Genomic DNA, 15,381 nt, shown 5'->3' with positions numbered 1-15,381 from the left:
CCGCCCCGACGAGAGGAGACAGCGTGGCTGAGCAGCAGGAGAGCACCGGCTGGACCGGCGGGCAGAACGCCTTCGGCGACTTCGCCCCCGGGATGGTCCACTACACCGACAAGGTCCTCTTCGACGAGGTCTGGGAGCGCGAGGGCCTGTCCAAGCGCGACCGCAGCCTCGTCACCATCTCCGCGCTCACCGCCCTGGGGAAGATGGAGCAGCTGCAGTTCCACCTCGCCTACGCGCGGCGCAACGGCGTCACCGACGAGGAGCTGAAGGAGGCCCTGCTGCAGCTGGCCTTCTACGCCGGCTGGCCCAACGGCATGGGCGCGACCACGGTGCTGAAGAACATCGTCGAGCAGGACGACTGACCGTCCCCCCCCGGTCCCGGGCCCACCCGGTCCGGCGAGTCCCCCCGGGGCCGTCCCCGGCCGGGTCCACCGGGTGGTCACGGGCCCGGCTCGGCCGGGGGCCGACGGGGCGGACAGGGGACCGACCGCGCCCACCGCGCCCGAGCACCGCAGACGACGAGGACGACCCCGAGATGAGCGCACCGAGCACCGGCACCGCCGCCCCCGAGCGGGTGCTGCCGCGCCGGCGGCTCGGTTTCGCCGCCGCCGTGGCCTCGCTGGTGGTCGTGTTCACCGCCTCGGGCGCGCCGATCCCGCTCTACGAGCGGTACCGCGCCGCCGACGGGCTCACCACCGGTGACCTGTCGGTCGCCGCCGTGACCTACTTCGTCGCCGTCATGCTCGCCCTCGTCGTGCTGGGCCGGCTCTCGGACCACGTCGGGCGCAAGGCCGTCGGGTTCACCGCCCTGGGCCTGGCCGCCGCCGGCTCCCTGGCCCTGCTCGACGTCACCGGCCTCGGCGTCCTCGCGACCGGCCGCTTCCTGCAGGGCCTGGCCTGCGGGCTGGGCTCCTCGGCCGTCGCCGCCGGCATCGTCGACCTCGCCCCGGGCCGGCCGAGCTGGCTGGGCGCGACCGCCGTCGCCGGCTCCCCCCTCGTCGGCCTGACCCTCGGCGCGCTGGGCGCCGGGGCGCTCGCCGAGCACGGGCCCGCCCCGGAGCAGACCCCCTACCTCGCCGTCGTCGCCCTGCTGGCCGTCTGCGCCGTGCTGCTGGCCCTGGGCCCCGAGGCCGTGGACCGGCGCGCGGGGGCGCTGGCCTCGCTGCGCCCGCGCGTGCACCTGCCCCGGTCGATCCGGCCCCTGCTGCCCGCCGCCGTCGCCGTCTTCTGCGGGACCTGGGCCTTCGGCGGTTTCTACCAGGCCTTCAGCCCCACGATCTCCGCGCAGGACCTCGGCACCCGCAGCACGCTGGTCGCCGGCGTCGTCTTCGCCTCCTTCATGGCCCCCTACGCCCTCGGCGGGCCGCTGACCGGCCGGCTGCGGCCCCCGAACGCGCAGCGGGCCGGGATCGTCGTGTTCGCGCTGGCCGTGACCGGCGTCGTGACGGGGCTGCGCACCGGTAGCGTCACCGCCGTCATCGCCTGCGGGATCGTCGCCGGCGCCGCGCAGGGCGCGGCCTTCACCGGCTCGGTGCGCGGCCTGCTGCACCGGATCGGCCCCGGTGAGCGCGCCGGGCTGATGTCCACCGTCTACCTGTTCTCCTACGGCGGGGCGGCCGTGCCGAGCCTGGTCTCGGGACGGCTCAGCGCCGCCGGGACGGGGCTGCAGACCATCGCGCTCGGCTACGCCGCCCTCGCCGTCCTGGCCGCCGTCGTCGTCCTGCTCACCGCCGGCACCGGACGCGCCGCAGCCACCACCACCACCACCACCACCACCAGCACCAGCACGAGCACGAACCACCACCCCACCGACGACGGGAGATGACCGCACCCGTGGACATCCGCATCACCACCACCGAGGGCACGCCGCTGGCGGCGACGCTGAACGACAGCGCGGCCGCCCGCGACTTCGCGGCCATGCTGCCGCTGACCCTGACCCTCGCCGACTTCCACGCCACCGAGAAGGTCGCCGACCTGCCCGGCCGGCTGAGCACCGACGGCTCCCCCGACGCCGCGGCGGCCACGGCCGGCGACATCGCCTACTACGCCCCCTGGGGCAACCTCGCCCTCTTCTACCGCGACTTCCCCCGGTCGGCCGGGCTCGTCGTCCTCGGCCACGTCTCGGACCCCTTGGACGCCCTGGTCGAGGGCGAGGGCCGGCCGACCGTCACGATCGAGGCGGTGCCCGCCGCCGGCTGACGACCCGGTGCACCCCGCACACCCCGCACACCCCGCACACCCCGCACACCCCGCACACCCCGGAGGAACACCCAGCATGTCCGTCACCTACGACTTCACCGGCCGGACCGCGTTCGTGACCGGCGGCAGCGCCGGCATGGGCGAGGCCGCCGTGCGCGCCTTCGCCGACGCCGGCGCGAACGTCGCCGTCGTGGACGTGGACGCCGAGGCGGCCCGGACCCTCGCCGACGAGCTGCGGGCGCAGGGCCGGCACGTCGTCGCGATCGGGTGCGACGTGACCGAGGAGGCCCAGGTCGCCGCCGCCGTCGAGACGACCGTCGAGACCTTCGGCGGCCTCGACATGGCGTTCAACAACGCCGGCATCATGCTCCCGCCGGTCGACTCCGCCGAGGAGAGCCTCGAGGCCTTCGACGCGATCGTCGGGGTGAACCTCAAGGGGGTGTGGGCCTCGATGAAGCACGAACTGCGGCAGATGCGCCGGCAGGGTTCCGGGGCGATCGTGAACTGCTCCTCCCTCGGCGGTCTCGTCGGCGGCGACGGGCGCACGACCTACCACGCCACCAAGCACGGCGTCATCGGCGCGACCAAGTCCGTCGCCCTGCAGTACGGCAGGCACGGGGTGCGCTGCAACGCCGTCTGCCCCGGCACCATCGACACCCCCATGGTCGCGCGGATGGCGGCCGGTGGGGAGCTCGACACCGCCGCGGCCGCCGCGGGCGTGCCGCTGGGCCGGCTCGGGAAGGCGGAGGAGATCGCGGCCGCCGTGCTGTGGCTGTGCTCCGACGCCGCCAGCTACGTCACCGGCGCGGCCCTGCCCGTGGACGCGGGCCACACCGCGCAGTAGGCCCGGGACCGCCGGGGCCCGGCGCGCTCGCCGGCCGAGCCGGGCTCAGCGCACCGCCCGCGCGGCCCGCAGGGCCCGGTTCGGCGTGTGGGTCGGCACCGTCATCCGCGGACCCCGCCGCGGCCGGCGGGCCCCGGCGAACTCCAGGAGCCGCTGCACCCGGAACCGGTGCCCCCGGTAGCACTCCACGACCTCGGCGCAGCCGGCGTCGTCGAGGACCTCCCCCGTCAGCGCCCAGGAGACGTCCTTCGCGACGTGGTAGTCCCCGAAGCTGAACGCGTCGGCGTGCCCGTGGGCGCGCTGGCGGACCTCCGCCGACGTCCACACCCCCACCCCCGGCAGCGACCGCAGCGCCCGGTCGGCCTCGTCGGGGGGCATCGCCAGCGTGCGCTCGAGACCGGCCGCGCGGGACGCGGCCAGGATCGTCACCTTCCGGCGGCGCAGTTCGACACCGGCCTGCAACCACTCCCAGGACGGCACCCGCGACCACTGCTGCGGCGTCGGCGGCAGCAGCAGACCCACCGGGCCGGGGGCGGGTTCACCGAACCTGCTCACCAGGCGGCGCCAGGCGGCGAACGCCTCCACGCTCGTCACGACCTGCTCCAGCGCCGAGGCCGACAGGGCCTCGAACACGGCCCCGGTGCGGCCCACGCGCCAGTGCCGGTGCGCCCGCCAGGACTCCACCAGGACGGTGTGCTCGGGACGGGGCACGAACTCGGCCCACGTCTCGTCGGCGGCGCCGAGCAGCTCGGGCACCCCGCCCAGGGCCCGGTCCGCGCCCGGCCCCCACGCCTGCGCGTGCACCGAGGCGTCCGCCGGGTGGGCCCGCACCCGCAGCACCACGGGTCCGTCGGGGGTGCGGGTGGCGCGCCAGACCGACCCGTCGGGGTCCTGGCGGAAGGTCGGGTCGCCCCCGCCGCGGCGCAGCGGCCGCAGCATCGCGGCGACGGGCACGGGGCGGCCCGGCGCCCAGCGCAGCTCCCCGTCCGGCCTCACGCCTCCACGGTAAGCGCCGGGGCCACCGGTTCCGGTCGCCGCGCGGGCGGCCGGGTGGCCAGGGAGGACCCGGCCAGGACGAGGGCGACCACCGGGACGTAGCCGAGGGCGGACAGCACGGGGCTGGCCAGCACGGCGGGACCGACGGCGTACCCCACGACGACCGCGTCGGGCCATCGCGGCCTCGCTGCGGAGGAGCGTGGGTGGCCTCGTTGCCTCCCCGGGGCCGATCATCAACCCCGAGGAGGCAACGAGGCGGAACCCCGGCGGTGCGCCCGACCCCGGGGGCACGCCGTGGCAGCGAGGTGCGCCTCAGTCGCCGGCGGGCACCAGGCCGTGCAGGTGGCAGGCCGCGACGTGGCCGTCCCCGACGTGGCCGTCCCCGACGTGGCCGTCCCCGACGTGGCCGTTCCCACCCACACCCTGCAGCGCCGGGTCGACGCTGTCGCACGGCTCGAACGCCTGCGGGCACCGCGTCCGGAACCGGCACCCCGACGGCACGCGCGCCGCCGAGGGCACGTCGCCGGACAGCACGATCCGCTCGCGCCGCCGCTCGCGCGCCGGGGACGGCACGGGCACCGCGGACAGCAGGGCCCGGGTGTAGGGGTGCTGCGGGTCGGCGGCGAGGTCGGCCGCGGAGGCGACCTCGACGACCCGCCCCAGGTACATGACCGCGATCCGGTCCGCCAGGTGCCGCACGGCCGCCAGGTCGTGCGAGACGAACAGCAGCGTCAGGCCCAGCTCGCGCTGCAGCGAGCGCAGGAGGTTCAGGACCTGCGCCTGCACGCTGACGTCGAGGGAGGCGATCGCCTCGTCGCACACGACGAAGTCGGGTTCGCCGGCCAGGGCGCGGGCGATGCCGACGCGCTGGCGCTGGCCGCCGGAGAACTCGTGGGGGTAGCGCGAGGCGACCGACGGGTCCAGCCCGACGAGGTCGAGGAGCTCGGCGACGCGGGCGGCGCGGGCACCGGCCCCCCGGTGCAGGCCGTGCACCTGCAACGGCTCGGCGATCGTCTGCCCCACCGTCGTGCGCGGGTCCAGGCTCGCGTACGGGTCCTGGAACACCATGACGGCCCGGCGGCGCAGCGCGCGCAGGTCCCGTGAGGACAACCCCGTGACGTCGGTGCCGTCGAACTCCACCGAACCGCCCGTGGGTTCCACCAGCCGCAGCAGCGCGTTGCCGAGGGTGGACTTCCCGCACCCGGACTCCCCCACCAGTCCCAGCGTCTCGCCCCGGAACACGTCCAGGTCGACGCCGTCGACGGCGCGCACGGCCCCGGTCGTCCGGCGCCGCACCCCCGTGGACCGCACGGGGAAGTGCACCTGCAGGTCCCGGGCCCGCACCAGCACGTCGCTCGTCGTGCCGGTCGTCGTGTCGGTCGTCATCGCCCCTCCAGCCCGTAGAACGTGGCCGCCCGGTGGCTGTCGGAACCCCCGACGGGCGTCAACGGCGGTTGCTCGGTGGCGCACCGGGCGTCCCCGCGGACGGGGCAGCGCGGGTGGAACACGCACCCGGGCGGCAGGTCCGTCGGCGGTGGCGGGGTCCCCGGGATCGCGACGAGGTCCTCCCCCGCCGACTCCAGCGACGGCAGCGAACCCAGCAGACCGCGGGTGTAGGGGTGGGTGGGGTCGTCGAACACGTCGTCGACCGACCCGTCCTCGACGCACCGCCCGCCGTACATGACGAGCACCCGGTCGGCGGTGCCGGCCACCACGCCGAGGTCGTGGGTGATCCACACGACGCCGGTCCCGTGCTCGTCCTGCAGCCGGGCGACGAGGTCGAGGATCTGCGCCTGGACCGTGACGTCGAGGGCGGTGGTCGCCTCGTCGGCGACGAGCAGCCGCGGGTTCCCGGCCAGGGCGATCGCGATGACGACGCGCTGGCGCATCCCGCCGGACAACTGGTGCGGGTACCGGTCCAGGACGCCGCGCGGATCGGGCAGCCCGACGTCGGCGAGGAGTTCGGCGGACCGTTCGCGCGCGGCCTTCTTCGAGGTCACGAGCCGGTGCGCGAGCAACCCCTCCCCCACCTGGCGGCCGATGGTCAGGACGGGGTTCAGCGACGTCATCGGGTCCTGGAACACCATCCCGATGCCGTTGCCGCGCACGGTGCGCAACTCGGCCTCGCTCGCCCCGAGGAGTTCGCGGTCCTCGAACCGGGCCGACCCGGTGACCCGGGCGTGCCCGGGCAGCAACCCGAGCAGCGCCATGACGGACACGCTCTTGCCGCTGCCGGACTCCCCCACGATCGCGACGGTCTCACCGGCGTCGACGGTGTAGTCCAGGCCGTTCACGACGTGCGCCACCCCGCGCGGGGTGTCCAGCTCGACCCGCAGGTCGCGGACCTCCAGGACGCTCATCGCGACCCCCTCCCGCGGCGACCGCCGAACGTGCGCCTCCCGGCCTGCAAGGCGCTGCGCTGCTGCGGGTCCAGCACGTCGCGCAACCCGTCGCCGAGCAGGTTGAACGACAGGACGAGCAGGACGATGGCCAGGCCGGGGAACACCGCGATCCACCAGGCGAGGTCGATGTACCCGCGGCCCTCGGACAGCATCCGGCCCCAGCTCGGGTCCGGCGGCTGCGTCCCCAGCCCCACGAAGGACAGGGCGGCCTCGGCGAGGACGGCGAACGCCAGGCTGACCGAGGTCTGCACGATGACGGGCGGGGCCGCGTTCGGCAGCACGTGCCGGAACAGCAGCCGCAGGTCCGGGGCGCCCACGGACCGCGACGCCCGCACGTACACCGTCTCGCGCACCCCCAGCACCGCCGAGCGCGTCACCCGGGCGAACACCGGGGTGTAGGTGATGCCGATGGCGATCATCGCGTTCGTCGTCCCCGGCCCGAGGACCGCGATGACGGCGATGGCCAGCAGGATCGCCGGGAACGCGAACAGCACGTCCATGAGGCGCATGAGGACGGTGTCGACCCAGCGGCCGTAGAAACCGGCGAACAACCCGACGAGGACCCCGGCGACGAGGGAGAACCCCACCGCGACGGCCCCGACCTGCAAGGAGACCTTCGCCCCCAGCACGACCCGGGACAGCACGTCGCGGCCGAGGTCGTCGGTGCCGAACCAGTGCCCCGGGCCCGGCGGCTGCAACCGCTGGGCCACGTCGACGTCGTTGGCCCCCGCGGGGGCGATCTGGTCGTCGAACAGGGCCACCAGAACCACCACGACGAGCACCACCGCGGCGGCCGCGGACGGCGGGGAGGACAGCAGCAGCCGCAGGCCCGCCAGGGACGGCCGCCGGCGCGGGCCCGCCACCGCGGCGCCCGGGGCGGCACCCGGCGCACCGGTCGCGGCGCTCACGCGCTGATCCTCGGGTCGAGCTTGGAGTACAGCAGGTCCACCACCAGGTTCAGGACGAGGAACACGAGCGCGAACAGCAGGACGGCCCCCTGCAGCACGGGGTAGTCCCGCGACTGCACCGACTGCAGGGCGAGCTGCCCCAGGCCCGGCCAGGCGAACACGATCTCCACCACGACGACGCCCGACAGCAGGTAGGCCAGCTGCACGCCCGTGACGGTGACCAGGGGCAGCAGCGCGTTGCGCAGGACGTGCCAGTTCAGGACGGCGCGGGCCCCGAGCCCCTTGGCCCGGGCGGTGCGCACGTGCTCGGCCGACAGCGCCTCCAGGACGCTGGACCGGGTGAAGCGCGTCAGGACGCTGCCCGAGACCAGCCCGGTCGTCACGGCCGGCAGGACGAGCGAGCGCAACCAGCCGGCGGGGTCCTCGCTCAGCGGGACGTACCCCCCGGCCGGGAACCAGCCCAGGGTCCCGGCGAACACGAGGATGAGCATGATGCCCATCCAGAACTCCGGCACCGAGATGCCGATCTGGGACAGCACCGTGCCGGCCCCGTCGAGGACCGACCGGGGTCGCAGCGCCGAGGCCGTCCCGAGCGGGACGGCGATGAGCAGGGCCACGAGGATCGAGGCCGCGGCCAGGGACACCGTGGCGGGCAACCGTTCCAGGATGAGCAGGGTGACGGGGTCACCGGAGCGGAAGCTGACGCCGAGGTCGCCGGTGACGGCTCCGCCGAACCAGGTGAAGAACTGGGTGATCAGCGGCTGGTCCAGGCCAGCCCGTTCGCGCAGCGCGTCGTAGGTGGCCTGGTCGAACCGGGTCCCCAGCGCCAGCCGGACGGGGTCGCCCGGCACGAGGTGCACGAGGGCGAACGCCGCGACGCTCACGCCGACGAGGACGACGAGCGCCTGCAGCGTCCGCCGGAGGGCGAAACCCGTCACGACGGCAGGACCACCGTGTCGAAGTTCACCGCCTTGTCGGCCCGCACCTCGTACCCGGTGATCCCCTGCTCCCACACCTGCACGGCGTCGGGGTTGTAGAGGTAGAGGTAGGAGACGTCGTCCACGATCTGCTTGGCCGCCTGGTCGTACAGCGACTTGCGCGTACCCTGGTCCGGTTCGACGGCCGCCCGGTCGAGCAGGTCGTCGGTGACGGGGTTGGAGTACTTCTGGTAGTTGTTCGGCCCGTCGGTGCGGTGCTGCTCCTCGTAGAAGTCCGCCGGGTCGATGTTCCCCAGCCAGCCGAGCATGAACGCGTCGAAGTCGCCGCGGCCCTGCCGGTCCAGCCAGGTCGCGAAGTCCTCGGTCTGGATGTCCACGGTGATGCCGAGGGGTTCGAGCTGGCTGGCCAGGACCTGCGCGGCGGTCACGGTCTCGGGGTACTCCGAGGTGACCATGAGGCCCATCGTCAGCGGCGTCTGCACCCCTGCCTGCTGCAGCAGCGACCGCGCCTGGTCGACGTCGGTCTCGAAGGGCGCGTAGTCGTAGTACCACTCGCTGCCCTCGGGGATGGCGGTCTGGTTGGGCCGGGCGGTGTCGAACTTCGCGGCCTCGGTGACGGCCGGGCGGTCCACGGCGAACGCGACGGCGCGGCGCACGGCCACGTCGTCGAACGGCGCCTTGGCGCAGTTCATCGCCAGGTACCAGTAGTCGACGCTAGGGACCTGACCGAGTTCCACCGACTCGTCGTCGTCGAGGGTGGCGACGCGCTGCGGGGGGACGTTGTCGGTCCACTGCACCTGGTCAGTCGTCAGCGCCGTCAGCGCCGCAGCCGGTTCGGGCAGGAACCGGAACGTGACGCCGCCGATCTGCGGGGCGTCCCCCCAGTAGTCGTCGAACCGGCTCAGCGAGATCTCGCTGGCCGAGGACCCCTGCAGCGAGAACGGCCCCGTCCCGTTGGCCTGCGTCGTCAGCGTGGACTCGTCGACGTCCTTGGACACGATGGCCATGCCCTTGAACGCGCCGATGCGCGAGAGCAGGTTCGGGGTCGGCCGGGTGAGGGTCATGACGACGGTGGACTCGTCCGGCGCGGAGATGTCCGCGACCGTCGCGAAGCGCGCCGAGTTGGCGAGCTGCTGGTCGATGATGCGGCGGTAGGAGAACACGACGTCTTCAGCCGTGAACGGGGTCCCGTCGTGGAAGGTGGCGCCCTCGACGAGGGTGAACGTCCAGGTCAGCTCGTCGTCGCTGGTCTCCCAGTCCGTGGCCAGCGACGGCTGCATCGACAGGTCGTCGGGGCTGGGCACCACGAGGGTGTCGTAGACGTTCTCCAGCACCTGGAACGCCGGGTAGGCGGTCGTCTTGTGCGGGTCGAGCTGGTCGGGCTGGGCGCTGATGGCGGCGACGAACGCGCTGCCGGCACCCCCGCCGGAGTCGCCGTCCCCGGTGTCGACCTGCTCGCCGGCGCTGCACCCCGCCACGACGAGCGGGGAGGCGGCCAGGGTGGCGAGGACTGATCTGCGGCGCATGCTCGATCACTTCCCAGGAAGTCGGGGTCAGGACGCGTGCCGGCGGCTCACCCTGCCGAGAAGTGCGCCCGATGACCAATCCAAACCGGGCCACCGTGCCCTTCGTGACCAGATCGACACCTGCTGGATCACTCCGGCGAACGGGCCGCCCGGGCCTTGGCGACGATCTCCGCACGGTGCCCGGCGAGCGCCGCGAACGCCAGGAGCAGGTCGGAGACGGTCAGCAGGACCCGCGAGCCGAGGACCACGACGGCCGCTCCCCCGGAGCCGGTCGCGAGGGCCACGACGGCCCCCAGGACGAGTTCGCGGGCCCCGGCCCCGGCGGGGGCCAGGACCACGAGGAACCCGACCATCCAGGCCAGCGCGTACCCGCCGACGGCGAGCGCCAGCATCGAACCGACCGGCCGGTCGGCGCCGACGGCGCGGGCCAGGACGAACACCTGCACCCCCACCGCGCCCCACGAGGCCAGCGCCCACCCGGCGGCGGCGAGCAGGCCGCGCAGCGTGATGCGGTGCTCCAGCGGTTCCTGCCGCGCCAGCCGCAGCAGCACGCGCAGCAGCGGGTTGATGACCTGCGGCACGAGGAGGACGAGCAGCAGCGGGGTGGCCCAGCGCAGCCAGCCGGTCCACTCCCAGCCGGCGATGTCGCGCCCGCGCAGCGCGAGCGGGAGCACCCCGGTGACCAGCAGCGACGCCGTCGTCATGGACACCAGCAGCGCGACGGCCAGGGCCGAGCCGGTGCGCCGGCGCGGGACCCCGTGGTCGCGGGCCAGTTCGGCCTGCGCGACGAACTGGAAGACGGTGCCGGGGATGTACCGGCCGAGCTGGCCGACGAAGAACACGCGCGCGGCGGCGCCGACGGGCAGCGGGGAGCCGAGGTCGGCCAGCACGGCGCGCCACGACGCCCCCGAGAGGGCGACGTTGGCCAGGGACAGCACGAGCGCGAGCAGGACCGACCACGCGTCGAGGCGGGACCACGCGTCGGCGATGGCGGCCCGGTCGCGCACGACGTACACGGCGGCCAGGGCGAGCGCGAGGAGGAGGAACCCCGCCCGCAGCACGGGTGAGCGCAGGACGCCCAGCAGACGGGGGAGGAGCCGGGACGGCACGTCTCAGCGCCGCACGAAGGTGAGCAGCACGAACGTGTAGTCCAGCCCGGTCCGCTTCCAGTGCACGGGACGCTCGGGGTGGGCCAGGACGTCGTCCGTCAGCTCCCCGACGAGGTCGAGACCGACGCGGGCCGCGAGCGCGACGAGGTCGCGCAGGTCGGCCGGGGAGAAGATCTTCACGGGGGCGCCGTAGGCGGTGACGCCCGTGGTGTCCGGCGGGTCGCAGTCGTAGTCCGTGGACAGGGCGAGGACCCCACCGGGCCGCAGGACGCGGGCGGTCTCGGTGAGGAACCCGGCGATCGGGACGCCGTGCTCGATGACGGACATGCAGGTCACGGCGTCCAGCGAGCCGTCGGGCAGGCCGGTGTCGGTGACGTCGCCGCGGCGGAACTCCACCCCGTCGCGGTGCACGGTCGCGCCGAACTCGAGGTTGATGCCGGCGAGGTCGCCGCGGGTGCGGCCCAGGCCGTACAGCCGCAGCCACGGCAGGACGGGCGAGTACCGCGCCGACCCGGCGTCCAGGACGCGAGCGGTGCGGGAGCCGTCGTCGGCGAGGGTGAGGACGGCCGCGACGGCGCCGAGGGCGTCCCAGTTCTTCGGGGCGTCCGGGTGGGCGGGCAGGTGCAGGCGCTTCGTCTGGGCGAGCGCGTCGGCGACCTCGGCGCCGTCGTGCAGGACACCGGTGCGCGGGACGCCCGAGGGCACCGGGCGGGCGGCGGGGGCGGCTGCCAGGCGGCGGGTCGCGAGCTGCTCCCCCACCCGGCGCTGCACGCCGACGCGGGCCCACAGGGCGTGCTCGGCGCCGCGCTTGGCGACGGCGAGGGCCCTGCCCCCGGGCGGGGCGGCGGCCGTCCCGCCGAGCGCGGCCTCGTCGACCGCGCCGAGGTAGGCGTCCCACGGGGCGTCGAGGTCGGGGGCCTGGACGTTCTCCCGCAGCGCCTGCAGCCCGCCGCCGGCGAGGCTCAGGAGGCCCTGCGCCAGGGCGGCGGCGCTGCCGGGCTCGACGAGGACGCCGTCGACGCCGTCGCGGACCTGGGCCGGGAAGGACCCGACGCGGGTGGCGAGCACCGGCAGGCCGTGGGCGAAGGCGAGCAGGGCGTTCTGCGAGGCCGTGCCGGAGCGGTAGGGCAGCACGACGGCGTCGTGGGTGGCCATCAGCTCGGGGATGCGGGCCGCCGGGACGTACCCCTCGCGCAGGTCGACGTGCCCGCGCGTCCCCGGCGCCGTGGCCAGCTCGCGCACGCGCCGGCCCGCGGCGCCCCACAGCTCCCCGGCGATGGTGAGCCGGGCGTCGAACCCGCGCTGGTGCGCCTCGTCCAGCGCCTCCAGGAGCAGGTCCAGGCCCTTGTACTCGCGGACGACGCCCAGGCTCAGCAGCCGCACCCCGCCGTCGCGGGGCACCCGCGAGCCGGGTTCACCGGCGAGCTTGGGGCCACCGGGCAGGTGCGGGGGCAGGTCGGCCGGGACGACGCGGCGGGCGCCGTGGGTGTGCGCCAGCGCGGCCTGGGCCTCGGAGTGCACGACCACGCCGTCGACGGCGGCGAACAGCCGGGACACGAGCAGCTCGTCGCCCGGGTTCGGCTCGTGCGGCAGGACGTTGTGCGCGACGACGACGGTGCGGGCACCCGAACGCGCCGAGCGCATCGCGGCGAGCACCGTCAGCAGGGCCGGCACCTGCAGCGGCACGACGTGGGCGATGACGACGAGGTCGGCCTGCGCGATGCGCCGCCCCGTGCGCCACCACGACGCCGGTGAGGACCACGACAGCGGTCGCAGCGTGGGGGTGAACTCCGGCACCTCGGGGACCGCGTCCGGCAGGGCCACCTCCCCGGGGTACAGCAGCCCGGGGTAGAGCCTGGCCCAGGAGACGAGCTTGACGTCGTCGCCGCCGGCGGCCAGGTGCCGGGCCAGCTCGGTGGTGTGGACCGCGATGCCGCCCTTGCCGGGGTGGGCCGGGCCGAGGACGACCACGCGCCGCGGGCCGCCCGCGGCGTCGGGGCTCACGCGCTGTCCCGCGAGCGCACGACGAGGTCGGCCAGCAGCGCGACGGCGCCGATGAGCAACCCGGAGACGAGCAGCAGGACGGTGTTGGCCGGGAAGTAGAACGCGTGCCGGACCATGTCGGTGACGCCCTTGAGGAAACCGAGGCCGAACAGGAACAGCGCGACCGGCATGAGCACCCGCAGCGGCTCGAAGTACATGATCATCCGCAGCACCTGGAGGATGTACCGGTAGGCGTCCTTGGTGAAGTGGAACTTCGACGTGCCCGCGCGCTTGGCGTAGCTCGTCGGCACGTACTTGATGTCGTGCTGGTTGCACAGGAACGACAGCGTGATCGTCGTGACGCAGGAGAAGCCCGCCGGCAGCAGCCGCAGGTACGGCAGCGACACCGACTTGCGGAAGGCCCGCAGACCGGAGTTCAGGTCCGGGATGCGCTGGCGCGCCAGCACTTCGGCGACCTTGCGGATGACGAACTTCGCCGGGACGCGCAGGGCCTTGTGCGTGCCCTCCTCCGTCGTGCGGGCGCCGACGACCTGGTCGTAGGAGTCGTCCTCGAGCAGCACCCGGACGAGCTCGGGGATGCGCTCGTTCTCGTAGGACATGTCGGCGTCGGTCCACACGACGATCTCGCCGCGCGCCATCTGGGTGCCGATGCGGCGCACGGTGCCCGAGCCGCCGTTGCGGCGGAACCCCACGACGCGCAGGTGCGGGTACTCGTGCTCGACCGAGCGCAGGACCTGCAGGGTGTCGTCGGTGGAGCAGTCGTCGACCGCCAGCAGCTCGTAGGGCATGCCGTCGGCGTCCATGGCCTTCGTGATGCGCTGGACCTCCAGCAGGACGTGCGCCTCCTCGTTGTAGCAGGGCAGCACGATCGTGGCGACGGGCGCCGGTCCGCTCGGGGGCTGGACCTCATCTTCGACAGGCATGGCGGGCAGAGCTTACCCAGGGGTGGGGCGGTTCCCGGGACGTCGGCGCGGGGCGGCACGATGGCCCCGTGAGCCACCCCGTGTCCGCCGAAGAGCGCGCCCGCTCCTTCGGCGCGGTCGCCGACGTCTACGACCGCGCCCGCCCCGGCTACCCCGGCGAGGCCCTGGACTGGTTGCTGCCGCCGGCGCCCCTGGGCGGTCCCGCCGACCGGCCGCTGCGGGTGCTGGACCTGGGCGCCGGGACGGGCAAGCTGACGCGCTCGCTCGTGGCGCGCGGGGTGGACGTCGTCGCCGTCGAGCCCACCCCCGGGATGCGGGAGACGTTCGCGCGGGTCCTGCCCGGCGTGGACGTGCTCGACGGGACCGCGGAGTCGATCCCGCTGCCCGACGGCAGCCTCGACGCCGTCCTCATGGCCCAGGCCTGGCACTGGGTCGACCCGGCCACGGCGGCCCCCGAGGTCGCCCGCGTCCTGCGGCCCGGCGGCCGGCTCGGCCTGCTGTGGAACGTCCGCGACGCCGGGGTGGACTGGATCGCGCGGCTGGACCGGTTGCTCGACGGCCCCGGCGAGGAGCAGCTCGGCAGCCTCGCCCCCCGCGTCGGCGCGCCCTTCGGGCCCGTCGAGCGCTACGACGTCCGCTGGTCCGACCCCGTGACCGTGGAGTCCCTGCTGGACCTGACGCGCTCGCGCAGCTGGGTCATCGCCCTCGACGAGGCGCGGCGCGAGGAGGTGCTGGCCGACGTGCGGGCGCAGGCGCAGGACCGGCTGCGGCAGGTCGGGTCGTTGGCGCTGGAGTACGTGGCGCGCTGCTCGCGGGCCACGCTGCCGGGCTGACCGCCGCCCGCGCCCGACGCGATCTGGACACCCATCGGTGTCACCACGGATCGCATCGACGTGGAGTGAGCCGTCGGTGGCCCGAGGGGGTCGTCCAGGCGACCGGATCGGGACACCCACCGGTGGTCCCGTCCAACCCGTCCCCGCGGTCCACCCACCAGGAGAGCCCGCGGGAAACCTGTGGGCGCCGACGGCGAGGTCCCCGACGATGGGGCCGTGCCCCGCATCGTCCCCGCGACCCCCGCGGACGCCCCGGCCGTCGCCGACGTCTTCCTCGCCGCCCGCGCCACGATGAGGTACCTGCCCCACCTGCACACCGACGAGGAGACCCGCGCGTTCGTCGCGGACGTCGTGCTCGCCCGGCAGGAGGTGCACCTGGCCCGCGACGACGACGGCGCGGTGCTGGGGTTCGCCGCCGTCGAGGGCGCCTGGCTGCAGCACCTCTACGTCGCCCCCCGCTCCTGGGGCCGCGGGACCGGGACGCTCCTGCTCGAGCACGTCCTGGCCCGGCGGGACGCCGTCGGTGGCGCGCTGCTGCTGCACGTCTTCCAGCGCAACGTCGGAGCCCGCCGCCTCTACGAGCGGCACGGCTTCCACCTCGTCGCGACCGGTGACGGCGGCGGGAACGAGGAGCGCGAGCCCGACGCGACCTACCGCCGCCCACCGTCGCCGCGCTCGCCCTGACCGACCACGAGAGCG

At 74.9% G+C, this 15,381-nt stretch carries 16 protein-coding genes; 6 read left to right on the top strand and 10 right to left on the bottom strand.

The features are described 5' to 3' along the window. The first annotated feature begins 92 nt into the window (after positions 1-92). The 4 genes from AB2L28_RS19460 to AB2L28_RS19445 all read left to right on the top strand — a co-directional run bounded on the left by AB2L28_RS19460 (position 93) and on the right by AB2L28_RS19445 (position 3,043). Positions 93-362, top strand: coding sequence for a carboxymuconolactone decarboxylase family protein (locus AB2L28_RS19460; RefSeq protein ID WP_370720707.1), 270 nt, complete (start codon positions 93-95; stop codon positions 360-362). 173 nt (positions 363-535) lie between these two features. Further along, on the top strand, positions 536-1,825 hold the full coding sequence (locus AB2L28_RS19455) for an MFS transporter (protein WP_370720650.1): 1,290 nt from the start codon (positions 536-538) through the stop codon (positions 1,823-1,825). After that, entirely contained in the window at positions 1,822-2,199 is a 378-nt protein-coding gene (locus AB2L28_RS19450) for a cyclophilin-like fold protein (RefSeq protein WP_370720649.1), read from the top strand. The genes AB2L28_RS19455 and AB2L28_RS19450 overlap by 4 nt, the downstream gene beginning before the upstream one ends. Before the next feature lie 76 nt (positions 2,200-2,275). Beyond that, positions 2,276-3,043, top strand: a complete 768-nt coding sequence (locus tag AB2L28_RS19445; protein ID WP_370720648.1) for an SDR family NAD(P)-dependent oxidoreductase — start codon at positions 2,276-2,278, stop codon at positions 3,041-3,043. 45 nt (positions 3,044-3,088) lie between these two features. On the opposite strand, the gene AB2L28_RS19440 is transcribed toward AB2L28_RS19445, so the two are convergent. The 10 genes from AB2L28_RS19440 to AB2L28_RS19395 form a co-directional block, all read right to left on the bottom strand. Next, on the bottom strand, positions 3,089-4,039 hold the full coding sequence (locus AB2L28_RS19440; RefSeq protein ID WP_370720647.1) for a DNA-3-methyladenine glycosylase family protein: 951 nt from the start codon (positions 4,037-4,039) through the stop codon (positions 3,089-3,091). Next, positions 4,036-4,197: a hypothetical protein gene (locus AB2L28_RS19435; protein WP_370720646.1), complete on the bottom strand. Its 162-nt coding sequence runs from the start codon at positions 4,195-4,197 to the stop codon at positions 4,036-4,038. The genes AB2L28_RS19440 and AB2L28_RS19435 overlap by 4 nt, the downstream gene beginning before the upstream one ends. A 154-nt stretch (positions 4,198-4,351) precedes the next feature. Next, positions 4,352-5,425, bottom strand: a complete 1,074-nt coding sequence (locus AB2L28_RS19430; RefSeq protein WP_370720645.1) for an ABC transporter ATP-binding protein — start codon at positions 5,423-5,425, stop codon at positions 4,352-4,354. After that, a complete protein-coding gene (locus tag AB2L28_RS19425) occupies positions 5,422-6,399 on the bottom strand; it encodes an ABC transporter ATP-binding protein (RefSeq protein ID WP_370720644.1) in 978 nt (325 codons plus the stop codon). The genes AB2L28_RS19430 and AB2L28_RS19425 overlap by 4 nt, the downstream gene beginning before the upstream one ends. Continuing rightward, a complete protein-coding gene (locus AB2L28_RS19420; RefSeq protein ID WP_370720706.1) occupies positions 6,396-7,304 on the bottom strand; it encodes an ABC transporter permease in 909 nt (302 codons plus the stop codon). The genes AB2L28_RS19425 and AB2L28_RS19420 overlap by 4 nt, the downstream gene beginning before the upstream one ends. Positions 7,305-7,345: 41 nt before the next feature. Next, complete coding sequence (locus AB2L28_RS19415) at positions 7,346-8,287, bottom strand: ABC transporter permease (RefSeq protein WP_370720643.1); 942 nt, start codon at positions 8,285-8,287, stop codon at positions 7,346-7,348. Next, entirely contained in the window at positions 8,284-9,813 is a 1,530-nt protein-coding gene (locus AB2L28_RS19410; RefSeq protein WP_370720642.1) for an ABC transporter substrate-binding protein, read from the bottom strand. Before AB2L28_RS19410 ends, AB2L28_RS19415 begins: the two co-directional genes overlap by 4 nt. 128 nt (positions 9,814-9,941) lie before the next feature. Continuing rightward, positions 9,942-10,922: a lysylphosphatidylglycerol synthase domain-containing protein gene (locus tag AB2L28_RS19405; protein WP_370720641.1), complete on the bottom strand. Its 981-nt coding sequence runs from the start codon at positions 10,920-10,922 to the stop codon at positions 9,942-9,944. A gap of 3 nt (positions 10,923-10,925) precedes the next feature. Continuing rightward, entirely contained in the window at positions 10,926-12,926 is a 2,001-nt protein-coding gene (locus AB2L28_RS19400; RefSeq protein WP_370720640.1) for a glycosyltransferase, read from the bottom strand. Beyond that, positions 12,923-13,849: a glycosyltransferase family 2 protein gene (locus tag AB2L28_RS19395; protein WP_370720639.1), complete on the bottom strand. Its 927-nt coding sequence runs from the start codon at positions 13,847-13,849 to the stop codon at positions 12,923-12,925. Before AB2L28_RS19395 ends, AB2L28_RS19400 begins: the two co-directional genes overlap by 4 nt. 68 nt (positions 13,850-13,917) lie before the next feature. Between AB2L28_RS19395 and AB2L28_RS19390 the strand changes: the two genes are divergently transcribed. Then, on the top strand, positions 13,918-14,682 hold the full coding sequence (locus AB2L28_RS19390; RefSeq protein ID WP_370720638.1) for a class I SAM-dependent methyltransferase: 765 nt from the start codon (positions 13,918-13,920) through the stop codon (positions 14,680-14,682). 216 nt (positions 14,683-14,898) lie between these two features. Next, entirely contained in the window at positions 14,899-15,366 is a 468-nt protein-coding gene (locus AB2L28_RS19385; RefSeq protein ID WP_370720637.1) for a GNAT family N-acetyltransferase, read from the top strand. Positions 15,367-15,381 lie beyond the last annotated feature (15 nt).

The organism is Kineococcus mangrovi (assembly GCF_041320705.1).
Classification (GTDB): Bacteria; Actinomycetota; Actinomycetes; order Actinomycetales; family Kineococcaceae; genus Kineococcus; species Kineococcus mangrovi.
This window is presented reverse-complemented; position numbering and strand designations above follow the sequence as displayed.